This window comes from Anabaena sp. CCY 0017 (assembly GCF_963920885.1).
Lineage (GTDB): Bacteria > Cyanobacteriota > Cyanobacteriia > Cyanobacteriales > Nostocaceae > Nodularia.
Genome location: NZ_CAWUDG010000010.1, coordinates 1 through 24776, shown reverse-complemented (window position 1 = coordinate 24776; position 24776 = coordinate 1). Strand labels below are relative to the sequence as shown.

The 24776-nt window shown below is 41.3% G+C and carries 15 protein-coding genes; 7 read left to right on the top strand and 8 right to left on the bottom strand.

Features of this window, described 5'->3' with window-relative positions; translation table 11 throughout:
- Nucleotides 1-1167: a cysteine desulfurase family protein gene (locus ACM0OW_RS13785; protein WP_414550676.1), complete on the top strand. Its 1167-nt coding sequence runs from the start codon at nucleotides 1-3 to the stop codon at nucleotides 1165-1167.
- 332 nt (nucleotides 1168-1499) lie between these two features.
- Here ACM0OW_RS13785 and ACM0OW_RS13780 read toward each other — a convergent pair whose 3' ends face one another.
- The 4 genes from ACM0OW_RS13780 to ACM0OW_RS13765 all read right to left on the bottom strand — a co-directional run bounded on the left by ACM0OW_RS13780 (nucleotide 1500) and on the right by ACM0OW_RS13765 (nucleotide 7611).
- A complete protein-coding gene (locus tag ACM0OW_RS13780) occupies nucleotides 1500-2501 on the bottom strand; it encodes a sucrase ferredoxin (protein WP_414550675.1) in 1002 nt (333 codons plus the stop codon).
- Nucleotides 2502-2535: 34 nt separating this feature from the next.
- The gene (locus tag ACM0OW_RS13775) at nucleotides 2536-3519 is read right to left on the bottom strand and encodes an ABC transporter substrate-binding protein (protein ID WP_414550674.1); all 984 of its coding nucleotides are present in this window, start codon (nucleotides 3517-3519) and stop codon (nucleotides 2536-2538) included.
- Nucleotides 3520-3742: 223 nt separating this feature from the next.
- A complete protein-coding gene (locus ACM0OW_RS13770) occupies nucleotides 3743-6466 on the bottom strand; it encodes a TonB-dependent siderophore receptor (protein ID WP_414550673.1) in 2724 nt (907 codons plus the stop codon).
- A gap of 167 nt (nucleotides 6467-6633) precedes the next feature.
- Complete coding sequence (locus ACM0OW_RS13765; RefSeq protein WP_414550672.1) at nucleotides 6634-7611, bottom strand: helix-turn-helix transcriptional regulator; 978 nt, start codon at nucleotides 7609-7611, stop codon at nucleotides 6634-6636.
- Between the two features lie 571 nt (nucleotides 7612-8182).
- Here ACM0OW_RS13765 and ACM0OW_RS13760 point away from each other — a divergent pair.
- From ACM0OW_RS13760 to ACM0OW_RS13745, 4 genes are all read left to right on the top strand, one after another.
- On the top strand, nucleotides 8183-9163 hold the full coding sequence (locus tag ACM0OW_RS13760) for a helix-turn-helix transcriptional regulator (RefSeq protein ID WP_414550671.1): 981 nt from the start codon (nucleotides 8183-8185) through the stop codon (nucleotides 9161-9163).
- Between the two features lie 251 nt (nucleotides 9164-9414).
- Nucleotides 9415-11973 (top strand): TonB-dependent siderophore receptor, encoded by a 2559-nt coding sequence (locus ACM0OW_RS13755; protein ID WP_414550670.1) that lies wholly within the window; start codon nucleotides 9415-9417, stop codon nucleotides 11971-11973.
- A gap of 31 nt (nucleotides 11974-12004) precedes the next feature.
- The gene (locus ACM0OW_RS13750; protein WP_414550669.1) at nucleotides 12005-13018 is read left to right on the top strand and encodes an iron-siderophore ABC transporter substrate-binding protein; all 1014 of its coding nucleotides are present in this window, start codon (nucleotides 12005-12007) and stop codon (nucleotides 13016-13018) included.
- 75 nt (nucleotides 13019-13093) lie between these two features.
- Nucleotides 13094-13480: a DUF1636 domain-containing protein gene (locus tag ACM0OW_RS13745; RefSeq protein ID WP_414550668.1), complete on the top strand. Its 387-nt coding sequence runs from the start codon at nucleotides 13094-13096 to the stop codon at nucleotides 13478-13480.
- Between the two features lie 69 nt (nucleotides 13481-13549).
- Here ACM0OW_RS13745 and ACM0OW_RS13740 read toward each other — a convergent pair whose 3' ends face one another.
- Both ACM0OW_RS13740 and ACM0OW_RS13735 read right to left on the bottom strand, forming a co-directional pair.
- Entirely contained in the window at nucleotides 13550-15364 is a 1815-nt protein-coding gene (locus ACM0OW_RS13740; RefSeq protein WP_414550667.1) for an ATP-binding cassette domain-containing protein, read from the bottom strand.
- A 132-nt stretch (nucleotides 15365-15496) separates the two neighbouring features.
- Nucleotides 15497-17257 carry an ABC transporter ATP-binding protein gene (locus ACM0OW_RS13735; protein WP_414550666.1) on the bottom strand — a complete coding sequence of 587 codons (1761 nt, stop codon included), beginning with the start codon at nucleotides 17255-17257 and terminating at the stop codon, nucleotides 15497-15499.
- A gap of 414 nt (nucleotides 17258-17671) precedes the next feature.
- Between ACM0OW_RS13735 and ACM0OW_RS13730 the strand changes: the two genes are divergently transcribed.
- Nucleotides 17672-19720, top strand: coding sequence for a protein kinase domain-containing protein (locus ACM0OW_RS13730; protein ID WP_414550665.1), 2049 nt, complete (start codon nucleotides 17672-17674; stop codon nucleotides 19718-19720).
- Nucleotides 19721-19834: 114 nt separating this feature from the next.
- On the opposite strand, the gene ACM0OW_RS13725 is transcribed toward ACM0OW_RS13730, so the two are convergent.
- Together ACM0OW_RS13725 and ACM0OW_RS13720 are read right to left on the bottom strand one after the other, a co-directional pair.
- Entirely contained in the window at nucleotides 19835-22573 is a 2739-nt protein-coding gene (locus ACM0OW_RS13725) for a chloride channel protein (RefSeq protein ID WP_414550664.1), read from the bottom strand.
- Nucleotides 22574-23139: 566 nt separating this feature from the next.
- Entirely contained in the window at nucleotides 23140-24453 is a 1314-nt protein-coding gene (locus ACM0OW_RS13720) for a TldD/PmbA family protein (protein WP_414550663.1), read from the bottom strand.
- A 15-nt stretch (nucleotides 24454-24468) separates the two neighbouring features.
- Here ACM0OW_RS13720 and ACM0OW_RS13715 point away from each other — a divergent pair, with 15 nt between their 5' ends.
- Entirely contained in the window at nucleotides 24469-24660 is a 192-nt protein-coding gene (locus tag ACM0OW_RS13715) for a hypothetical protein (protein ID WP_414550662.1), read from the top strand.
- Nucleotides 24661-24776 lie beyond the last annotated feature (116 nt).

The following is a 24776-nucleotide window of genomic DNA, read 5'->3' as shown; positions in this document are numbered from 1 at the left end:
ATGTCTATTCGTCCTATATATCTCGATTGTCACGCTACTACACCTATAGATGAACGGGTATTAGCAGCAATGATCCCCTATTTTACAGAACACTTTGGAAATCCTTCTAGTATTGGTCATGTTTACGGTTGGGAAGCAGAAGCGGCTGTTAAAAAATCACGAGAAATTTTAGCCGCAGCTATTAATGCGACACCTGAAGAAATTGTATTTACAAGTGGTGCAACTGAGGCGAATAATTTAGCTATTAAAGGTGTAGCTGAAGCTTATTTTTCTAAAGGTCAGCATATTATTACTGTAGCGACCGAACATAGTGCAGTTCTTGACCCTTGTACTTATTTAAAATCTCTGGGATTTGAGATTACTGTTCTCCCCGTTCAGCCAGAGGGAATTATTGATTTAACTGAGTTGAAAAGAGCCTTTCGTCCAGAAACAATTTTGGTTTCGGTGATGGCTGCAAATAATGAAATTGGTGTATTGCAACCTTTGGCAGAAATTGGGGAAATGTGCCGGGAAAACAATATAATTTTTCATACAGATGCAGCCCAAGCTATTGGTAAAATTCCCTTGGATGTACAGACGATGAAAGTTGACTTGATGTCGCTGACTGCACATAAAGTATATGGTCCCAAGGGTATCGGGGCTTTATATGTGCGGAGGCGTAACCCCAGAGTCCAAATTGCAGCCCAACAGCATGGCGGTGGACATGAACGAGGAATGCGTTCTGGGACTTTGTACACGCCGCAAATTGTGGGTTTTGGGAAAGCTGTAGAAATTGCTTTAGCAACACAAGAGACGGAAAATCAACGTCTGACTGAACTCAGACAAAGATTATGGGAACAGCTTTCGCAGTTGTCAGGGGTTCACCTGAATGGACACCCGACGCAACGACTAGCGGGAAATTTAAATATCAGTGTTGAGGGTGTAGATGGTGCTGCTTTATTGTTAGGTTTGCAGCCGATAATGGCGGTTTCTTCTGGTTCTGCTTGTTCTTCAACCAGCACAGCACCCTCCCATGTGCTGACAGCTTTGGGACACTCGGAAAAATTAGCTTATGCTTCGGTAAGGTTTGGAATTGGGCGGTTTAATACTGCTGAAGAAATAGACACAGTAGCACAGCAGGTAATTTCTACTGTTCAAAGTTTACAGTCTATTACAGCCAAAGCATAAAGCCTGGATTTTTGCTCCCTACTCGCGAAGGAGTCCAAGCTTTGTTCATGTTTTTCGACCCTCTCAGAGGTTGGCGACGTGTAAGCGATTAAAAATCAAGATTTTCTGTTAGTCCGCGCTGGTGGTCACTGAGCTTATCGAAGTGCGGACTTAAACCTTGTCCATCATGAAAAGTGGAGTTTTTGTCATTGCGACGTAAGGAAGCAATCTCACCATCTTGACTAAAAACTACGGGTCTCAACCTAGACGAGGTTTAGTTTGTATAGCCGCGATCGCCCTTGGCGTTGCGTTAGCAATATTCTAAGGGTTCCAGGGCTGTAATCCATTTTTCATCATGCCAATTTCACTAAATTACGGACACGATACTGCTTTACTTCTTCTAAAGTAGGATTTGCTCCTGATTTCCAAGCTGTCATAACTGAACCGTTCACCTCCACCCTGGCTTGATATGCACTGCTGATATTTCCATCGGCTGTGCTGAAATCAATGCGAACATCTGCCCATTCTTGATTAATTTCATCACTGGCTAAAACTTGACCGGCTTTGTGATATTCCAGCCAATTCCAACCTTCTTGCATCCAAATTTCTCGTTCGGCAATTTGTTCAAAAAAGGATAAACCACCCCAACCTCTATAGTAGGGATATAGTTCTTTGACTGAACCATTCCGTCGGACTAATAAATCTAAAATTTCTGGTTTTAAATGACCCCAATATTGTCCTTGAGGTAAATCAACTAAGGTAGGTGCAAATTCGTGTCCGCCAAAATGACTACATCGCCAAAAACGTAAGTTATTATTATTTGCAGCAGCGTATTCAGAACGCAATTTTTGATAAATTGGATAACCAAATCTGCTACAAGCCGCATCTACATTCCCGTGGTTGCAAACGAGTATTTCTCGAATGTGGTTTGTTTTTTGGCAATATTGCTCAAAGTTTGGTAGTTCTTCGGGATTTTTAAGTAAGGCTAATGCCAGAGAACCCACTAAAGCATCAGGTACGATAAATTCATGTTTCTCAAATTGAGCAAAAAATTTGGCTGGGCGGCGATAGTAGAATACACGAGTGTAACCAGGTTTGGAGTATTCTGGGTCTGTGGCGATCGCCAGTGGTCGAATTGACCCACCATTTCCCCAAATAAATTGTAACGGGTCTAATACACTCTGTGGTATGGAGTTAGGGTTTATCCAAATGTTATCTGGCCAAGGTTGTGCAGCTTCAATAATCAAGTATTGTTCGGCATTGTTCGCTGAACCAATGGGGTCTTCACCGTTAGCTTGGGAAATCTCAGAACAAAAACGACAATTGTTGTGAGTTTTTTGGGTTGAGATATTCATGATTACTTCTAATACAGAAAACGGTAGGTATATTTTAATTTTGCAATAGTTGAAGAATTTGATTGATAAACATCTCCGCTGCAATTGGTCCTCGAATGCGACTGAATTGATAGTCCACAAAATGAATATTTCCGGCTTGGACTGCGGGAATTAAACTCAGAATAGGATTTTTTTCCCAGTCCTGTTTCGCATTATCAATGGTGTTATCTCCAGACGGCATGACTAAAATGTGATCGGTTTTCAGGTTTGCGATAGCTTCAATTGATGTGCTAGGTCTGTTTGCTTCTCCTAAAATAGTTTCAAAGCCTAAATCTTTTAACAACCTGGTAATAAAAGTGTCCGGAAAAATAAATGATTGATTGGTAATTCGTTGCCATCCTAGAACAATAATAGTTTGTCCTGATATCACTGGTGCTAATTGTTTTTTAGCCGTTTCTATAAGTTGATTATGGGATGCAATTACTTGTTGTGCCTGTTCCTCTCGGTTTAGGGCTGGTGCAATTGCCTTAATCGTGGTTTTCCAATCCAGGTCTCTTTCATTTACAAAAAATACCGTTGGTGCAATACTGGAGAATAATTTGTATTTTTCCTTGACATGATACGCTTCACCTATAATTAAATCAGGTTGAAGTTGCACAAATGTTTCTAGCGAGGGATTATTGCGATCGCCTAAATTTACAGGTTGATTTGTCACTAAATCCCCTAGATAAGGAATCTGCTCACTAGGATTATCAAATACTTTTTTGTTGAGTAAATCCACTTCTGAATAACCTGCGGCCTGCACTCCTAAAGATAACAAAATATCTAATATGGGTGGACCAAATGCCACAATTTTTTGGAGTTCTTCGCAAATTTCTGTTTCTCCCCCGTCATGATTAATTACCCGACAATCTGAAGGTCTGCTTGTAGGTGTTTGATTGGTATTTAGTTGAGGTGTACTACTATTGCAGGCGACTACTAAAATTAGTGAACATATTGAGATTAGCAATAGTTTAAGATGTCTGAACCAATACTTCATTTATTTAACTGATATAACTTTATTAGAAGTTACGCATTGACAATCAACATTAAATATTTGTTGTCAAAAACCATATTTTTCGTAGGGATTTAGCATTGCTAAACCCCTACAATACTTGCCGGGAGGAGGTTTGGGTAGGGTTATTCTATCTCACTCAATCAGTACATAGCACTGTCATTGGACACCAGGTTTTGTACATTTTGAAATCTTGATTTAGTTCAATCTAAAACTCCACTGACACCGTTCCTCTGACCGTAAACGGCGCACCAGGATCGATGCGATTTCGGCGCTGGGTAGCTTCGATATAATCTACATTGAAAAGGTTATTAACGTTAATGCCAGCCCGCCAGTTATTTCGTCGATAAAATATACTGGCATCAGTACGCACATAACTAGGGACTTGAAAAGAGTTATTCAAATCACCTTGGCGTTCACCCACATAAAATAAACCTAAGCCAAATCCTAAGCCTTGGAAATCACCTGTTTGAATCTCATAAGTTGACCACAAACTGGCTGAATTAAACGGCACACCTTCAAGTAAATTACCTGGCTGTAGATTGTCATCTTTGGTAACTCTGGCATCAGTGTAAGCGTAGGAGGCAATCAGATTCCATCCCGGAAGAATTTGTCCTGTGACATCTAACTCAACACCCCGGCTTCTTTGCTCTCCTGATGGAATGGAGAAATTGGGATTATCTGGATCAGTAACTGCAAGATTACTCTTAGTGATTTCATAAGCAGCCAAGTTTGTAGTTAATCTACCGTTAAGAAACTCGCCTCTAACACCTACTTCATACTGCGTACCGCGCACTGGTTCAAGCAGCGAACCATCTACACGATTTCCAAAGTTAGGTTGAAATGATCTACTGAAACTGGTATATAGAGAAATTGGCTCAATCGGTTGATAGACGATACCCACTCGCGGACTAAAGGCTTGATCTTGCCGTTCATCAGAAGGAGAGCTTTGATCGATATTGTCAAAGCGTCCACCTAACAATAGTTTTAAGTTTTCAGCTAGGGTAATTTGATCTTGCAGAAAAAAGCCAAGAGTATCTGTTTGAGAATCAAATACGAATACATCTGAAAATTCATCTCTGCTAGGTCGGGCGATTCCATAAACAGGATTAAAGATATTAATGCTAGGAGCGGGTTCAAAACGAGATCCTCCCCTGTCCGTTAGCCAAGATACATCAACGCCAAATAGCAGGGTGTGCTGGATTGATCCCGTAGCAAAATTGCCCACTAAATCGGTTTGCAATTCATAATTTCTTAATGTCCCTTCACCTCCAGCAAATTCTCTACCTAGTTCCCCAGTAGTTTCATTCAGTCTGAGCGGGTTGATCCGATTATTGGTATCGTCAGAGAAAGAGTATCGAAACTGATTCCGGAGTTTCCAGTCATCATTGAAACGATGCTCTAATCGATATCCTGCTGAAAAATTTGTTCTTTCACTCACATCATCGGGTTCACCCAAAATTCTATCAAAGGGAATATCAGCAATACCTGTGCCAAGAGCAACTAATCCCCGATCATATGGACGTTTATCGTTTGAGTATTCTAATTCAAGTCTTAAGTCAGTGCGATCGCTAATCTTCCAAGTCACGACAGGCGAGATAAAAAATCTCTCAACTTCCGTGTCAAAGTTCCGAAAGTTTCCGCCTCTCTCATAAGCTGTATTCAATCGATAGAGCAGTGTCCGTTCTGGATTTAAGGGGCCTGATAAATCAAGGGTTGGTCGCACTAAACCAAAACTTCCAACCTGCAATCCCACAGCATAAAAAGGATCTGAAAGCGGTTGTTTGGTAACGTAGTTAATCACACCACCAGGATCTAAATTTCCGTAGAGTACAGAAGCTGGTCCTTTAAGTACTTCGATTCGTTCCAAATTCGCCGTTTCTGCAATAGAGAAATTATTTCTAAAGTTAAAGCCATCGCGGAGAGTGCCTCCAAATTGTTGAAATCCGCGAATGCTAAATACTTCAGATGTGCCACCAATTGTATTTCCTCGTTGTACGCCACTGACATTACGCAATGCTTCAGAGGCTCGGATTACCTGTTGGTCTTCTAACACCTGTCGGGGAACTACTTGAATGGATTGAGGAATATCACGCAGAAGTGTATCCGTTCGCGTCGCACTTGTGGCATTGGGTACTCTGTATCTATCTTGCTGACCCGTTACCACCAATTCAATCGGCTGGTCTGAAGTTGATGGTTGTTCTGTTTGAGTTTCACCTTCTGGTGCTTCTTCTGGTAATTGCGGAGTCTGGGCAGAAGATACAACTGGTGTGAAGCCAAAAATCAGACCTTCGTCACTATCAAATAACACCACAGTGGGTAATCCCGCCTCACCCACCACAGTCACGCGGATAGTATTTACATCCAAGTTTGTTACTGTTATTTCAGTAATTCCCTCACTTGGGTTTTCGGAACGGAATATGAACCCATCGTCACTGGGTAAAAGCAATTGAGCATTAGGAATATCAGCGATAAAGTTATTATCGGCACTGCGATTGGTGATTTGTAACTGTTGTCCTTGAGTTGTTTGTAAAATTACCTCCACACCTTGATCTGTGGGAGTAGCTTCCACTCCGGTAACTTGTACCAGTGTCGGAGAATTAGGTACTTGAGAAAGTAATTCAGCTTTAGTTGCAAGACGTTTACCCTGACTTTTCGCGTTATGTGGAAAAGCTAACGTGAAACCTAACCCCCTAACCCCCTTCCCTACCAGGGAAGGGGGAAAATTTAAAGCCTCTCTCCTTGCAGGGGAGAGGTTTGGAGAGGGGTTTTCCAGATCCCGTGAAAAGTCAAGACGTTCACCTAGTCTTGCTCGCGTCATATCTTGCGAAACGCTTGATTTTGTCTGTACTACCTCAGCAGACGCAGACTGCACAATCAATGCGGATACAATCCCTGTTACGCAAAGACTACAAAAAATTTGTTGATTCACAGTAATCACCCTCAAACCACAGTTACATCACCCTGAAAAGCACATTAAAACTAGGGTTTTAACCTGCTAGTTAGGAATACTTTTCAACTATCCTGCAAGTATTTTGATGGTTCTGTGGGTACTGTGTCTATCCATAGACGGACTTTATTTATCCATAAACGGACATTTTAGCGTCCGTAAGCACTGGGATTTACCCCAAATTTTTTTCTGAAGGCAGATGCAAAGTGACTTAGGTGAGAATATCCCACAGCATGGGCAACTTGGGAAACAGAAAATTTTTGTTCTGCTAACATTTGTTTAGCTTGTTCCATGCGATGATCATGCAGGTAGCCAAAAACTGTAGTTCCAAATATTTGCCGAAAACCCTGCTTGAGTTTTCGTTGATTCACCGCCACTCGACGTGAGAGTTCTAGCAATGTAGGCGGATGATGTAAGTTAGTAACGAGAATATCTCTGGCATAGTAAATACGTTCTATATCATCTGGGGAAAGTTTGACCGTAGATTGGTTAATCTGTCGATAGTCTAGTTCCTGCGCCAGCCACAATGCCACAAGTTCTAGTGCTTTACTTTGTAGATAAACCTCTCTGATAAAGTCTCGGTAGGGACAATTAAGAATTTGATATAACACCGACTGCATTACAGGTGTAGTGGTTCGTAATTCGTAGTAAGGTGCATTTTTAGCCCCATGAAGAGGAAGTTGCTGGTGTGGACATAAGTATTGTGAGTGTTGCTGAATCAACATTGCCCACATTTCCGGCGTGAGGTTAATATCAACTTTCAGGTGTCTTTGATTACCCGCCCACTCTGTTATCCCTCCGCGACTGACATCCGACAAGCACAAGAAGTTTTGACCACCTTGCATCACTTCACCTGTATACAATTTACGGTTTCCCGATAAACGAAAACCTATTTCCGGCCATCCCTCGTCGTCTGATTCCTCCAAGATAATATCCTTGAGGAATTGATTATTTTCAATATCTATAGAAATACCATCTGGTAAGAAAGTTCGCTGCCAGTATCCTTTCCCCACAGACTCTGAATAGTTCAAAACTATGTCATTTCCGGATGAATGATCCAAATTACCGTTGATAGGTGTTTCTTCAAACATTTCATCGATATTTTGGATTGATAAGATACTAGCCATCTCTAGTTGCACGTTATTGAAGGTAATATTTATAACTAGATTAGCAGAATTTAGAGAATATTTCTCAAAAAGAATGTGGTAACGTGTGTAACTAAAACCTGATATATCTGCATCAAGGATTTATAGCTGTGTTCTGCAAAGCTTGGCCATGATTGGTTAATTCAGGAACTCACGAGCATATTTAAAGAATTTTATGACAATAGTTACATCATAAAAGATACAATTAGGTCAAGATTTACTGACTTTAAATAGAAAATATTCTTGTTAATTATGATAATATTTTTTTCTAAGGGATTTATGTGTATATTTTTAGATGATTCTCTTCTAGAAAGAAAGGCGATCGCATGACCACTCTGTAGTGCGAGTTTACGCAGATCGTATTAATCTTTATTTACTTGATTCCTTTTGTGGAACAATTTTCCAAGATGCTGGCTGATCTCGTTCATTGCTATACCACCGTAGTATTTGGGTGATATTTATGGTTTAATAGTTGCAAGTAATTCTTATTAAAATTATAAATTTCTGGCAATTAAGTACAGACTGTCTCAAATTGCCAGCACCTAATTACCCTATGACTCTTATCCTCTCCCTATCCGCTTACCAGGAACTCGTCTATGAAAGTGAGGAGAATCAACCCACACCTGATGCCTCTGATGGATTTGATGTAACTCATCCGTATCCCGTGAAACTGGGTAACGGTTACACTCGATGTATTGATTTACGAGCAGGATTAAATTTAGATATTGGCAATTATCAGTTGCATGATGAGATAATTACAAAATCCTCTGATCGAGAACATCAGATTGAGTATACTTTCAACCTTTTAGGGATGAAGGCTGGAAGCTATGGCTTTTTTGGTAGCGGTTTAGCACCAGGGGAAAGTTTAGAACATTCATCAATTCAACCAACCGCCTGGGTGAGTGTTCATGTAGAACCTGAGTTATTTTGCCAGTGGTTTGGCCATAAGGGGGAACTACCGGCAAACTTGCAACCATTAATCCGTAAATTAGATCAAAAATATTATGAACGTTACGGTAAGACCACCTCTGCAATGCAAATGGCACTACAACAACTGTTAGGCTGTCCGTATCAGGGAAACACAAAGCGGGTGTATCTGGAAAGCAAAGTTTGGGAATTGATGGCGCTTCAGGTTGACCAATTCCTGGAAACTCAGACTGTGGAGACAACCAGCAAAAGTTTAAATGCAGAGGACATTGAGCGCATTCATTACGCCAGTGAAATTTTATTGACGCGGTTGGATCAGCCACCTTCGTTGATGGAGTTGGCGCGGATGGTGGGAATTAATGACAATAAGCTGAAGGTGGGATTTAAGCAGGTGTTTGAGACAACGGTGTTTGGCTACCTGCATGATTGTCGCATGGAGCGATCGCGCCAAATGTTAGCAGCCGGTAGATTAACGGTAACTGAAGCCGCAAAAGCTGTAGGATTTGCCAATCGAGGTTATTTTGCCGCCTCCTTCCGGCGCAAATTTGGCGTAAATCCGGGAATTTATCTCAATGACAAACGACAAAAATCAAAAAACTCCGTCTAGCGATCCGCAAAAACTCCGGCTAGCGATCGCAAAAACTCCGTCTAGTGATCATGTCTTCACCCATACCTCAGAACTTTCCTGTAATCTTTTTGATAGGAATTATTAATTAAAGACATGGGTATAGGTTGGTACTGAGATTTATTTTCTCAGTCCTAATGGGGGCGGGTTCACAGATATCATTCAATATTAATGAGGATATTACTAAACTCGCCCCTGCTACCCAGTCCCTTACTTAAGTGGTGTGTAGAGTGATGTTAAATCAAGTGCAAAAACTAGCTTGGATGACGGGTTTGGCTTTGGTGTGGGTGAGTGTACCCGTTTTGGCTGAAGAAAACCAAAAACCAATAGATAAAACTTCTCAACTAAATAACATAGAACAATCTGCGACAAGTATTGGGCAGTTGCTGGCTCAGTCTATGATTCAGGTAACAGGTGTCAACTTACAAGCAACAGACACAGGCTTAGAGGTAATTTTAGTAACTAATCAATCAGATCAACTGCAACTTACTAATCAGAGTGAAGGGAATAGTTATATTATTGACATTCCTAATGCTCAATTAAGCTTACCTAATGGTGATGTTGTCAGTCAAGAAAACCCCACGGCGGGAATCACTGAAGTTACAGTTACTAACTTGGATGCAAACACCATTCGGCTGACGGTGACAGGTGAAGCTAGTGCGCCACAAGTTGAGTTATTTGATAGTGACGAAGGTTTAATTTTTGGTGTTATTTCCACCGTGTCTACTACTCAAACACCACCAGCAGAAGAACAAGCAAGCAGTGAAACTCAAGAACCGATTGAATTATTAGTCACAGGTGAGCAAGATAGATACCGCGTACCCAATGCTTCGACTGGAACGAGAACTGATACTCTGATCCGAGATATTCCTCAGACTATTCAAGTAATTCCTGAACAAGTGATTAGAGATCAAAGGGTGACTCGTTTAAGAGATGCGCTGCTGAATGTTGGGGGTGTGCTTCAAGATGGTGGATTTGCTGGTACAGCGGACCAAATTGGTATTAGGGGATTTTTTGGCGGAGGTACTTTTGGTGGCGGTATTTTAGTTGATGGTTTCAAAGATGGACGAGGTGGTATTAGAGAAACCGCCAACGTCGAACGGATAGAAGTTCTTAAGGGACCGGCTTCAGTTTTATATGGTGGCGTTGAGCCTGGAGGAGTAATTAATTTAATTACAAAGCAGCCTCTGAGAGATCCCTACTATAATGCTGAATTCTCAGTGGGTCGTTTTTCGACATTTCGCCCTAGTATTGACATCTCAGGGCCACTAAATTCTGATAAAACTCTGCTATATAGGCTTAACTCTGTTTACGAAACTTCCGATGGTTTCCGTGATTTTAATCAAGATGTTCAAAGATTCTTTATTTCACCCACTTTAAAATGGGAAATTGGCAAAGCAACTAACTTAACGTTTCAATTCGACTATCTCAACGATGAGCGTCCATTTGATCGGGGATTTTTAGCCTTTGGTGAGGGTATTATTGACACTCCTCTAGAGCGTTTTTTTGGTGAACCAGATGATTTCAGAAAAGTTGAAGAAATAGGCTTGAGCTATCGTTTAGAGCATAACTTTAACGATAATTGGAAAATCCGCAATGCCTTTCGATATCAAAGTTCAGATGCTTTTGATTATCGTGCTGAACCTGTGAGATTAGATGAAACAACAGGCATTCTTACACGGAACTTTAGATCCAATGATGACTATAGCGAAAATTATACTTTACAAACTGATGTAGTTGGTAAGTTTGCGACAGGTTCAATTAATCATACTCTTTTGTTTGGTGTTGACTTAGCTAGAGCTACGTCAGGAGGAACTCAGAAGCGATTACCAGGAGGAATTACACCAGATATTGATGTATTCAATCCAGTTTACAACGCCATACCCAGACCTGGTTTAGACGAATTAACAAACGTTGTGCGTAATAACCAGGATAGCAACGATGGTTTAGGAATTTTCTTGCAAGACCAAATAGCGTTTGCAGATAATTTCAAATTGCTTGTGGGTGGACGTTTTGATATTGTCGATCAAAACAGTAAAAATTTACGGGATGGTTCTGAATCTGGTCGCTACGATTCCGCTTTCACTCCCAGATTGGGTATTGTTTATCAACCTATTGAACCTATTTCTCTTTATGCTAGTTATAGCCAATCATTTCAACCAAATTTTGGTACAAGAGTAGATGGTTCATTTCTAGAAGCTGAACAGGGAACTCAATACGAAGTAGGAGTAAAAGGTGAATTTTTGGATGGTAGATTAGCGGCTACTTTGGCAGCTTATAGTATTACAAAATCAAACATTGCTACAACTGATCTTGCTAATCCAGACTTTCTTCTTCCTATAGGTGAACAACGCAACCAAGGTATTGAACTCAATGTGGCTGGAGAAATTAGTCCTGGTTGGAATGTGATCGCATCTTATTCCTATATTGATGCCGAGATTACTAAAGATAATGATGGTTTGGCGGGGAATCGTCCACCCAATGTCCCATTTAATACAGCCAGTTTGTGGACAACTTACGAATTGCAACAAGGTGATTTGCAAGGTTTAGGTTTTGGTCTAGGTTTATTTTATGTAGGCGATCGCCAAGGTGACTCCAGCAATACCTATATCATCCCCAGTTATCTCAGAACAGATGCAGCAATCTACTATCAACGTGATAATTGGCGGGCTGGAATTAATATCCAAAATCTGTTTAATCAAAGGTATTTCCAAGGAGCAAATTTTGGTAGAGTTGCCATAGAACCTGGCGCACCATTAACGGTTATTGGTAGTTTTTCTGTGACATTTTAAACAACTCAGGTTTGGGGTAGAAATAACCATCATGAATGACATTTATACCAAATTCAAACGCTTAACTAGCTGGTGGGGATTGGCGATAGCAATGTTTTGTTCTTTATTGCTGACTGTAGCTTGTCATCATGGTGGTTCTCTACCTGTGAATGAACAGATAACAAACACAGCTTGTCGTGATGTTAAACACGCTGTGGGTATCACCTGTGTTCCTGACAAGTTTGAGCGACTGGTGACTTTAGATTCTGCTTCTTTAGAAAATGCGATCGCATTAGGTATTCAACCCGTTGGTGCTGTTATTTCCGAATTCTCATCATACTTCCAAGATCAGCTAATAGGAGTCAAGAATATCGGCAAAATTGGTGAGCCTAATTTAGAAAGCATTCTTGGCATAAAACCAGACTTTATTTTAGGGTTTGACTATCAGCAACCATTGTATTCTCTATTCTCACAAATAGCACCAACAGTTTTGTTTGAATTTCCCCATAGTGGTAAATGGAAAGAGGTATTTAATAATATTAGTGTAGCATTAAATAAGCAACAAACTGCTCAAGAAGTAATGAAAAATTATTACCGTCGCCTTGAAGATTTTAAGCAGCAAATGGGTAATAATTTATCAAAAATCAAAGTTTCTGTAGTGCGCGTCTATCCAGATAAAATCAACCTTTATCTTCTTGATTCTTTTTGCGGAACAGTTTTACAAGATGCGGGATTGTCTCGTCCTGAATCACAAAAATTTACTGCATCAGAGGCAGAAAAATTATTTGGTAATTCCATTCAAGTATCTATCGGTAATGAGTTAATCGAAAAAGCAGATGGTGATGTTATATTTATCTGGATTAATGAAGATAATAGCACCAAAAAAGGCAATCAAACAGCGCAAAAAAATTTAGAGCAACTCAAATCGAATCAACTGTGGCAAAACTTAAAAGCTGTGCAAGAAAATAAAGTTTATTTAGTCCCAAGATACTGGATTGGTAGTGGTATGTTAGCTGCAAACGCAATTATTGATGATTTATTTAAGTATCTCATTAATGAATCATAAGATTCACGAAAACATAGTTTATATCTGTTAAATTAGTCCTGAGTGTTTTGTTGATTTAGTGGGTCTCAAGTAACTATGACAACTCATACCTTATTTGTTTGTAAATCTTGCAGTACCGTTCTCTCTCACGAAGAAGCAGACGAACGCGCGGAAGGAAATCAACTATTGCTGAAGCTGCTGGAAGTGCAAAAAAATAATTCAATTTACAGCACTCTCAATATTCAGGATGTGGGATGTTTATGGACTTGCGTTAAAAAATATTCTTGTGCTGTCAGCTTTGTTTGTCCGCAAAAATATACATATCACTTTGTGGATTTGACAGAGGATTGCATAACTGATTTGTTGGAATTCAGCCAGCTTTATCAAGAAAGTCAAGACGGATATGTTTTACCTCCTAAACTACCTAGGACACTTCGTTCTCATCTTTTAGTCCGTATCCCTCCCACACCAGATATAAGGTAAATGATTTCTTGTACTGGAAACCAATTACCCGAAGAAATGACCCCAGTATGGAAAGGACTAAAGTCCTTACTAGAAACCTTCCTGTTGGAAAATATGATCAAATTTACCTTGCGCTTCGACTCTACCTGCTTTCATGAGAATAATCTGGTCAGCGCGACGTAACACAGACGGGCGATGAGAAACTACAAGACAGGTTGGTGTCCAAGGATTTTTTTCTTGTTCTGTATTAACAAATATCCTCGACCATAACGCCAATTCTGTCTCCACATCCAAAGCGCTGGAAAGGTCATCAAATACTAATAATTCCGGTTGACGGATAAACATCCGCGCTGCTGCTACTCGTTGCATTTGTCCACCAGACAGCCGCACACCTTTGGAACCAACTAATGTTTCTAGGCTTTCATTCATAGTTGCTAAATCTTGTTCAAATACAGCCATGTCTAAAGCTGTGGCGATATCTTGATTATCTTTAGACAAGCCCAACAAAATATTTTCGCGCAGGGTATAGCTAAATAATTGCGGAATTTGGGGAGTATAAGCACTGCGAGGGGGAACAAAGAAAGTTGCAGGGTTTTCAACTATATTCCCATTCCAATAAATTTCCCCACGTTGTTTCGGTAACAATCCTAATAATAGCCGTAGTAATGTACTTTTACCAGAACCAATCTGACCCGTAATTACAGTTAGAGTACCGCGCTGAATTTCAAAGCTAATATCTGTAACTCCTTGGTTAGTACCAGGATAAATATAAGTTAGATGAGATATTCTCAAAGATTGGAGATTATTGATTTCATTCCTCAAAGGTTGTTCTATTACTGGTAATTCTTTCTGGTGATTATTCAAATCATTCAGATAAAGTTGATTTGGGGCTACCAATGTATCTGCTGATGCACCAGAGAGTAAACTAGCCATCCGATCAAAAGACACTTCTGTGTGCTTAGACAAGGCCATGAAACCACCAACAGAAGTAAAAAAGCTGGTTACAAATGACAGGTTATACACAAATAAAGCAAAGTCACCTACTGTTAATTGATTTACACCACTCTGCATTAATTGAGAAGCCATAAGCAAAATTATTCCTGTCCCCAGATTCACCATATTTTGAAAGGAAGAATTGAGAATAGCGTTAAACAAACTATCCTTAATCATTGTCTGACGGCGTTGGTCATTTAAGGTGCGAAAATAATCCAATACATTTTTTTCTGCGCCAGATACTTTAATCGCTTGCACTGAAGCAAATATTTCACCTAAAATTCCTGTAACTTTTTCGGTGGCTTTGCGGCTGGCTTTTCTATACTGTTTAATGCGTGTTTCGGCTCGTTGCAGAATTGCTACCATTCCTACTAAGGGCAGAAATACAAACAGTGTCATCTGCACATTGATACTCAATAAAATTACCAAACAGAAAATAGCAAATATTCCCTCTCCTGAGACTTCGGATATCCAAGCAACGTTGTTTTCAACTTGTTCGGCATCATCACGAAAATAGCTAATTATTTCACCTTGAGATACGGTTGTTTCTGAATTTTGATTCACAACCATTGGTTGTGCTGTGGGATTTTGAAACAGGCGATCTAATAAATTATGTCGCAGTAATGACCGCATCAGAAAACGGTGTTGGCTTTTGGTAACTCTCCCGGCAAATATAACTACGATGTGTCCTAAGTTCAGGGCTAATAATAATGCAATTAAGGCTAGAGGTGATAGTCCTAATTGTGTCTCGTTTGTTAAACGATTGAAAAATTCGCGGATGATTAAGCCGGGTAGGGCTGGCAAACCCATGATTAATATCCAGTAGATGCTATCAAGGGTATATAGTTTGGGTTGATAGCGAATCAGTTGCCATATTAGTTCCCAATGTTTAGGCTTTTTTGTTGCTGTCATGATAGTTAGTAAAGAGAAGAACCTCACCCCAGCCCTCTCCTTAGTAAGGAGAGGGAGCATGATTTTTTACAGTTGTACAGATTAAATTTTTGAATTTTGAATTTTGAATTGTTTTGACTCCGCCCTGCGGTGTTAGGTTAATAAGTCGGTTAAGCCAGTTTGTAATAATTGGGCAAAACGTGATTCGGGATTTTTAAGTAATTCTTCTCGTTGACCATATTCACTAATTCGACCTTGATCTAAAATTAGTATTTGATTGGCTTTTTGTACAGTGGCTAAACGATGGGCAATAATTATGCCTGTACGTCCAGTTAGTAATTTATCAACGGCTTTTTCAATCAGTTTCTCGGTCATGGGATCGAGGCGTGAGGAGGCTTCATCTAATATGACTAAACCAGGGTCTTTGAGAAATACGCGCGTAAATGCGAGTAACTGCGCTTGTCCCGCAGATAAGCCGCTACTATCTGGCCCCAAGTTTGTATCTAAGCCTTGGGGTAATGAATGCAACCATTGTGATAATCCTAAGATTTCTAAGGTTTCATAGATGCGTTCGTCGCTAATTTCCTGGTTAAAAAAGGTGAGGTTATTCCGCACTGTTGTTTGAAACAGTTGTACATCCTGGGTGACTAAGCCGATTTTCTGAGGTAAATCGGTTAAGTATGTCTGGTTAATTGGTACGCCTCCCAAGTGAATTGAGCCTGATTTTGGGTCATACAATCTCAGCAATAACCGTGCTAGGGAGGATTTGCCGCTACCTGTGCGCCCTAGTAAACCTAATAGTTGTCCAGCAGGTAAATTAAAGGATATATCTTGCAGTACCAAATCTTCAGCTTCCGATTTCCGGTCGTTGTAGCTAAAGTAAAGGTGAGCAAAATTTACTGAAAGTGCGCCTTGAGGAAGTCTTTGTTCTCCTCCTGCACTGAGTTGGGATTTTTCTTGCAGTAAGTCTTGAATGCGGTAAATACTGGCTTCTGCTTGTTGGAGTTCTTCAAATTGGTTGCGAATTTGTTCAATGGGTTCGCTGAGTAAGTTGGTATAATAATACAGTAAATATACTGTACCGATAGTAACAATTTTTTGACTCCAAAGGTAAGCACCGACGCTTAAAGCGATCGCAGTTCCTAATGTAAAGATACCGTTTGTTGTCGCCCAAAGTATTGTACTGGCAAAACGAGCTTGATGATAGATGGGTAGCCAGCCTTGCAAAATTTTGTGGAAGCGTTGCATGACATAGCTTTTAGCACCATTGGCGCGCACGTCTTCCATTCCGGCCAGTTGTTCCCCGACGAAACCAAAGAAGTCAGCACTAATTTGACGATAAGTTCTCCAATAGGGAACGGCTATGGAACGCAGACGTATTAAAGTTCCTAATGCTGTCAGGCTAAAAAAGGCGATCGCAATCCCAGCCCGCCAATCTTCGGCAAATAGCACTACAATTACACCTGACATCAACAGCAAATTGCCTAAGATGTAAACGGTAAATTTGGAAAAGAATTGCGAAAGAGTGTGAACATCACCGTCTACTCTCTCTAGTAGTTCACCGGGTGTGGAGAATTTATGAAAAGATAAGTCTAGTTGCAAACAATGCTCAACTAAGTCAGCGCGTAAGGCGTTGGTGGCTCTCCAAGCAACGTTTTCACCGTAGTAGGTAGCAGCAATAGTGATTAGTTGCGTGACTAAAGCTACACCAATAAATAGTAAGGCGGATATGAGTAAGTTTCTCGCTGAACCACCAGCTATAGCTGTGTCAATGAAATAGCGCAGAATTTGGGGGTTGACTAATTGTAGTCCGATGCTGGCTAAGAGTGCGATCGCAAACTTAACAACCCTGCCCTTTTGTGGTTGGAGATAATCTACAAGTAAGTTCCAATATTGCCGTAGTCCAATTTTCATAAAGCTTTAGCAGTCAGCAAGGCAGATTGTGGAGAACAAAAGAGAATAATTATCAGCTAATTATCGTATTTTACGCTTAATTATGCCTATTTAATGCGAATATATTTTGATATATATTTACTCAGTTGTCAGGATGCAAGGGAGAAGAGCAAAAATATCCTGATCCAAACACATTTTTATCGTTGAAAATGTCCAAAGAATTTAGTATAATTGATAGAATTATGAATTACGTGGCTCTTGTAATTTGCGGTGCAAAAAAAGACGGGTGAGCATTTACCAAAATTTACTATACAATTAACTCCCCAATCCCTACAGCAGTGTTTTCTACCATCATTACCCAAGAGCCAATCTTAGTTAAGGGAAATTTCGGGGCTAACTGAAGATAATTTGTTGTGCAGTCGCGCCTGTCAGATAATGATCTGCTGCTTAAATCCTGATTGCCCAAATCCCCTAAATCCTGACAAAAAGAAGTTATGCCAAGCTTGTAGCACTCCCTTAGTGCCACTTTTGCGAAATCGCTTCCGCGTTCTTCGGGTGCTTTCCGATGAGGGGGGATTTGGCAGAACCTATTTATCCGAAGATACAGATAAACTCAATGAACGCTGTGTAGTCAAGCAATTAGCGCCTAAGTTTCAAGGAACTTGGTCGCAAAAGAAAGCTGTGGAGTTATTTGCCCAAGAAGCGAAGCGTCTACAAGAACTGGGAGAACATCCACAAATACCAACTTTGTTAGCTTATTTTGAGCAAGACAATTGTCTGTATTTGGTACAACAGTTTGTGAATGGGCAGAACTTATTACAGGAGTTGCAACGGCGAAAACTGTACAGACCTGGCGAAATTCAAGCAATTCTGCTGCATTTATTGCCTGTAATCAAGTTTATCCATGACCGTGGTGTGATTCATCGCGACATCAAACCAGAAAATATTATCCGACGACATGGTGATGGACGCTTAAGCCTGATAGATTTTGGTTCCTCGAAGCAATTCACGGCGCGAGTACAGAAAAAAATTGGCACATCTATTGGTTCTCATGGTTATTCGCCATTGGAACAAATTAGAGATGGTAAGGCTTACCCAGCTAGTGATTTGTTTGGTTTGGGGGCTACCTGTTTTCATTTGCTAACTGGGGTTTCGCCATTTCAGTTGTGGATGGAATATGGCTATGGGTGGGTGACGAATTGGCGACAATATTTGCGAAGTCCATTGAGTAATGAATTGGATTATGTTCTCGATAAACTTTTGAGCAAAGACATCGCGCAGCGTTACCAATCGGCGGATGAAGTCATTCAAGATTTGACTCCAAAACAATCACTAGCACTACCGCCAGCAGGTAAATCTGCTAAAAAAATACCAGCAACTCAGATTTCATCTTCACCAGTCAAATATACCTTACTGAAAAATCTAGTCTTGGTTAGTGCTTTAATTCTGTTATTTGGCATTCAAGATTCTTGGTATCAGCAATATCATCGTATCCAAACCGTTTTATTGTCTCGGTTGAGTCAAAATAAAAGTAGTTCAGGTAAGTTAGTTGCTGATCAATCGCCTAATTTGCTTTTAAAGAATATTTCCTTAGCTAAAGTTCTGCAAGGTCATGAACATTTGGTTTTATCTGTGGCGATTAGTCCCGATAGCCAACTTTTTGTGACCAGTGGTGATGCTTACGGCGGTAAGCAACGCCTAATTAAAGTCTGGAACCTGACTACAGGAAAGGAAATTGCTAGCTTTAAAAGTCATTTCCAAAGGGTCAATGTGGTAGCTATTAGCCCAGATGGGCGCACTTTAGTTAGTGGTAGTGATGATAAAACTATTAAAATTTGGGATTTGTTCACTGGTGAGTTAGTTCGCACGCTGAGGGGACATTCCGATTCAATTCAGGCGATCGCGATCAGCCCAGATGGGACAACTTTGGCTAGTGGTAGTGATGATCACACTATTAAATTGTGGAATTTAGCATCGGGAAGGTTAAGACGGACACTCAAAGGGCATACATCTTGGGTGCGATCGCTAGCTATTAGCCCGGATGGTGTGACTCTGGCCAGTGGTAGTTTTGATAAAACTATTAAAATTTGGGATTTAAATCAAGCTGTTTTTATTGACACACTGGTTTCAGATGCGGAAACGGTGACAGATGTGGCTTTTAGTCCAGATGGTCTGACTCTGGCTAGTGCTAGCCGCGATCGCACTATTAAACTGTGGAATTTAGCCACAAAACAAAAAACTCACACACTAGCAGAAAATGCCGAAACGGTGACATCGATTGCGTTTAGTCCCAATAATACGACTCTTGTGAGTGGTGGTCGCGATCGCACGATTAAACTGTGGGATTTAGCCACAGCTAAAGAAATGCGTACACTTGTGGGACACGCCGATACTGTAACTTCAGTCGCTATCAGCCCGGATGGTAAAACCCTTGTCAGTGGTAGTGAAGATAATACTATTATGATTTGGCGGGTGTTAGATTAAAGTTTTGGACGAATGAAATAGGGACAGGATAATGGTGGGTGACGGACTATCGTCCTAAACCACCCTACATTGACAAGCTTAAAATGTTGCAAAAAATTGTAGGTTGGGGTCAACTTAACTACTAATTGCGCCTCTGACTAAAATTACTGTACAGTCCACACCAGAGGCGATCGCTTCCGGAATATTACCTTGAACTGCTTGCTGTAATAATCCTTCACGAGAAGCCCCTAAAACCACAACATCATAACCTTCGGTTTTCACTAAGTTAATCACTCCTTCAGCCACCGAATCAGCTTGGACTGGAATAGCAACTACATTACTGGATAATTGGCGACGACGCATTAATATGCGGATGGCTTGTTCTAAAACTGTCATGTCTGGCTTTAATTGAGATGGTTTAAACACCTGCGTTAGCCGAATGTATGGATTATCCCCCAATGTTACTAAAGCAGGTAATAATTTAATCGCTACCCTAACATTAGGGCCGCCAGCCATTGTGACTAGCCAACGGTTGAATTGGGGAGTGGGTAGAGACGCGATTGATGAACCCGCAGGTTGGGGGAATTCCCCCCGTTGTAGCGATTGGCGTTGCATCTCTTCCAGGGACTGAGGAAATTTAGTAGAAAATATTTTTTGGGCTTTTTGCCCCAGTTTAACTAGCATTACGTCGCAGGTGGCTTGGCGAATGATTGTATCGACAACATTGCCAAAAATTCGCCCAGGGGTAGAAGTCTCACCTTTCCACCCCATTAAAATCAGGTTTATGTGGCGTTCCTGAATGGTTTCTAAGATTGCCTGGGCTGGGTCGTGGGCGACTCTAATTTGGGTGTGTAAGGGAATTTTCCACTTTTTAGCCAAAACTTCGGCTTGTCGGAGTAAGCGGCGACTTTTGGCGGTTCTAACTGGTGTTTCCGATGGCGAACTGTGACGAGAGACTAAGATTATTTGCACACACTCGATTTCGTAGTGGCGATCGCGCGCCATAGCGGCGGCCATTTGCAAAAGAATGGCGGCGGTTTCGGGATTCGCTACTGGTACTAATAATCGACCTCTGCCAATATTAGGCGATCGCGTTTGATAAACTACATAAGATGGTTCTGGCTGTGACTCTGGGGTAACGTTGCCATAATTCAAATGTTCTGCTTGGGCGCGGATGATGTCTGCACGGGTAATAATCCCCACTAATTTTCGTCCTTCCACCACTGGTAAGCGACTAATTTGATAGCGATCTAGCAAATACAGCACATTACTGAGGTTATGCTTGGGTTTGACAGTTATGGGGGACTGGATCATAATCTCTCTTAAGGAGACATCCTTTGGTGACTGGCTATTACTGAGGATGTATGAATCACTATCCCGTTTAGTGACAAAATCCGATTGTGTGATAATCCCGATCAGCTTACTGTTCTCCACCACTGGAAAGCCACGATGATGGGAACGGGAAAATACTTGCATTGCTTCTTCTAATGTCATATCTGCATCCAGAGTTTCAACTCGATGCTGCATAACATCATTGGCTGTTAACTTTGTTAATATCCCTTCAGAGGAAATAGCTTTGGTAATTGTGATGCCTTTTAGCTGTAATAGTTTGTCATATAAAGATCCCGGCATTACCTTGTCAGAAACCAAGTATGCGGATACAGATACAATCATCAAAGGTAATACCAAATTGAAATCTGTAGTCATTTCAAACACAATCACAATGGCTGTGATTGGTACTTTAGAAACGGCACTAAAAAAACCGCCCATACCTGCTAAAGCGTAAGTCGTGGGAGAATCCACTGCTAAGAAATAAGAAGCGGATACACCAATTAGGTGTCCTAAACAAGAACCCAAAATCAGACTAGGCGCAAATAACCCCCCAGGCGCACCGGAACCAAAGGCGATCATGGTGAGAATAAATTGAGATAAAAAGGCGATCGCAGCAAAAGTTATGTTAGCTTCACTGATGATCATGTACTCCCGCAAGCCCGCATAATCACGGAAAGATTCTGGAAGCATTGCCACAACTAAACCCGAAACGCATCCAGCTAAAGCCATTTTTAGCGGCAGGCTGAGGTGGAAAGTTTGATAAAATTTGATACTGGCGATCACACCACGATTAAATAATGCCCCCAGAAATCCTGCTAAAATTCCCAACAACACAAAAAAGGGAATTTCTGGCAAGGTGAAGTTACTAGAGTATTGGATCAATTCCAGGTTTAGTTCCAGACTGCCGCCACCCAACAGTCGGGATACTACACCACCAATAAACGAAGCGATAATGGCAGTGCCTAAAGTTAACCCTGATAAATCCTGGAGTAACTCCTCAATGATAAATAGTACACCTGTAATTGGGGCATTGAAAGCTGCGGCTAAACCCGCACCCGCACCCGCCGCAATCATCTGTCGGCGATGATCTGGGGAAGTGGGAACCCAACGACTCATTCCTGCTGCTAAACCCGCCCCAACATGAACGGTGGGGCCTTGTCGCCCCAAAGCCATCCCTGAACCGAGGGTAATAATGGCACTGATTAACTTGACAATTGCGACTCGCCAGGATAATGTAATTGGCACATTCGCCAGGGTGGCTTTAACTTGAGGGATACCGCTACCTGAAGCTTCTGGTGCAAATCTATTCACTAACCAGCCAGCCATAAACCCAAAGCTGAGACCAATGGCAGGTAAGATTAACCAGGCTGGTATAATTTGGCTAGTTTGGACTCGCCATGTCCCTAACCATCCCGAACCGACTTTCAGGAATACCGCAGATAGGGCAGCAACAAAACCAATAATACAAGCTTCGGCGATCGCTAAACCTTTTCTGGGTTGCAACCACAGGCGAAAGCGCTGAGACAGACCAGAAAGCACCATAATCATTAAAATTAATTTGGAATAAATATTGAATAACGAACCGCCCAGTCTCCCGCGCAAAGCGATACCCGCAAGGGCTGTGGTACGCCAAGTAAGAGAGGGCTATTTTGTTATGTGCTGGTTTATGTTATAGCACTACGCATACACGTTAGGACATTGTTGATTGCCCAAAGCCTTGATGTAGGGGCGGGTTTACAGATATTAGGACTTACGCACTGTACAAATTCATCATGGTATGCAGTTACCAAAATAGCCAATTTCCGGCTTTGAAAAATGATTATGTTGATAGTAAATATACCCGTGTTGTAGGGGTTTAGCAATGCTAAACCCCTACGCAATATGTGCTTTTTAGTGTTACACATATTTGGTATTTATTGTCAATGCGTAAGCCCTAGATATGCTCAATGACTAATAATAATTTTAATAACCCCGCCCCTACTTGGTTTTACTCAGCACTCATTGCTACCCGCTAGCACATACTCAGGTAATTATGCTGACGAGCCTATTTTAAATTTTAACCAACTTTGCAGTATTCCCCATCTCTCCATCGGTTGTTGATAAATCGGTCAAGAAATTCTACCAGTTGTAGACAATCCTTCTACTAACAGTGATGGGGTATAACAAGACCCATTCCAATCAGCATCACTGCCTAATGCTACTAATTGTTTGAGAACTGTGTAGACGTTACCTGCGAGCATTGTATCTTTAACACGCCCAATTATCTGACCGTTTTTGACACGATAACCCAAATCAATATTGATGGAAAAGTCTCCAGAAATACCGTTACCTCCACCCAGCATTTGATCCACAATTAAGCCGTCATCCATTTGATGTATTAATTCTTGTAGTGATGCGGAACCGGGTTGGATTAAGAAATTAAATAAGCCAGGGCTAGGATAACTGCCGAAACTAGGGCGAAAACCATTACCTGTGGTGTTAATACCTAGTTGTTTTCCTGTGGTGCGATCGCAATAAAAATTCTGTAAAATTCCGTCTTGGATAAAAACTAAACTAGTTGTGGGAGTACCTTCATCATCAAAAGGACAACTATAGGGGCCAGCTTGTGGGTCTTGGTAGAGGGTGAGACTAGGTGACATCACTTGCTTACCCAGGCGTTCTACCCAAGGAGACGCTACTTCCAGAATCCGCTTGCCATTTAACGCTGCTTGTGCTGTACCCCAAAGCATATCAGCAGCTTTAGAGGTAAACAAAACCGGAACGCGACCGGTTGGGGGTGGGACGTTTTCTTGAGACCAATCCAACCTTTGTAAAATTTGATGGGCTAATTTTTCAGGGTGGAGAATATCCCGTTGAGTTTGTCCATCAGCAACACTTAAAAAATCATCACCCCGTACCCATTCGGCAGCCATGTAGCAACTGAGAGTTGTGTCGGTGTAGTAACAATCTAAACCTTGACTATTGGAAAGTCTAGTAGTTTCCACATCACATTCCCAGTCGCTACTGCAAAGCACATCGGGATAGACATCACGAATCAGAGCGATCGCTTCTTTACCCCAATTGACCAATAATTCTAATGGGACAGCTGACCCGATGTCTGGATAAGATGGCTGAGAATTCTTGACTAACTCCACTGCTTCTGGTTGATTGAGCTGACTTAAAGCCAAAGCTCGTTCCACCATTATTTGCGCTTCCACAGAACCATAAGCCACCGTTAGTCCCGGTCGCCCATTGCGCCACAGTCGTAGGGCTGTGCCTTCAGATTGGCTAGTTTCTAGCTGTTTGAGACGGTTAGCCTCAAAAAATACGGGACGAGAAAGCGATCGCGACTGATAGACCTCCGCAGCTTCTGCTCCCGACTTGATCGCTAGATCCAGCAGATGTTCTGCTAGTGTATCTTGTGAAAAGTTTTCAGAACCCATGACCCTCGGTGAATTGTGGATTTTGGATTGTCAGCTACATTACTGATGAATGCAGATAATTATCCCAAATCATTGGTGTCCATCGGCATCTATTGGCAAAAGCCATTTTTCAATGCAGATGGACGCAGACAATTATCCCAAATCATTGGTATCTATCCGCGTTTCATCCACCCAAAAAATTCTCCGAAAATCATTCGTGTGTATTAGTCAGTCTCAGTATTAGGCATTTGCGTCATGAATAGGGTGTAGGGGGTAGGGGGTCGGGTGTAGGGGCTACGGTGTACACACAAGTGATCTGATCCCCCTAAATCCCCCTAAACCCC

Excerpts from the sequence above, each read along its gene's own strand:
- ACM0OW_RS13785 (WP_414550676.1), top strand. The coding sequence starts at position 1 with ATGTCTATTCGTCCTATATATCTCGATTGTCACGCTACTACACCTATA.
- ACM0OW_RS13780 (WP_414550675.1), bottom strand. The coding sequence starts at position 2,501 with ATGAATATCTCAACCCAAAAAACTCACAACAATTGTCGTTTTTGTTCT.
- ACM0OW_RS13775 (WP_414550674.1), bottom strand. The coding sequence starts at position 3,519 with ATGAAGTATTGGTTCAGACATCTTAAACTATTGCTAATCTCAATATGT.
- ACM0OW_RS13765 (WP_414550672.1), bottom strand. The coding sequence starts at position 7,611 with ATGGCTAGTATCTTATCAATCCAAAATATCGATGAAATGTTTGAAGAA.
- ACM0OW_RS13760 (WP_414550671.1), top strand. The coding sequence starts at position 8,183 with ATGACTCTTATCCTCTCCCTATCCGCTTACCAGGAACTCGTCTATGAA.
- ACM0OW_RS13755 (WP_414550670.1), top strand. The coding sequence starts at position 9,415 with ATGTTAAATCAAGTGCAAAAACTAGCTTGGATGACGGGTTTGGCTTTG.
- ACM0OW_RS13750 (WP_414550669.1), top strand. The coding sequence starts at position 12,005 with ATGAATGACATTTATACCAAATTCAAACGCTTAACTAGCTGGTGGGGA.
- ACM0OW_RS13745 (WP_414550668.1), top strand. The coding sequence starts at position 13,094 with ATGACAACTCATACCTTATTTGTTTGTAAATCTTGCAGTACCGTTCTC.
- ACM0OW_RS13740 (WP_414550667.1), bottom strand. The coding sequence starts at position 15,364 with ATGACAGCAACAAAAAAGCCTAAACATTGGGAACTAATATGGCAACTG.
- ACM0OW_RS13735 (WP_414550666.1), bottom strand. The coding sequence starts at position 17,257 with ATGAAAATTGGACTACGGCAATATTGGAACTTACTTGTAGATTATCTC.
- ACM0OW_RS13730 (WP_414550665.1), top strand. The coding sequence starts at position 17,672 with ATGATCTGCTGCTTAAATCCTGATTGCCCAAATCCCCTAAATCCTGAC.
- ACM0OW_RS13725 (WP_414550664.1), bottom strand. The coding sequence starts at position 22,573 with ATGGTGCTTTCTGGTCTGTCTCAGCGCTTTCGCCTGTGGTTGCAACCC.
- ACM0OW_RS13720 (WP_414550663.1), bottom strand. The coding sequence starts at position 24,453 with ATGGGTTCTGAAAACTTTTCACAAGATACACTAGCAGAACATCTGCTG.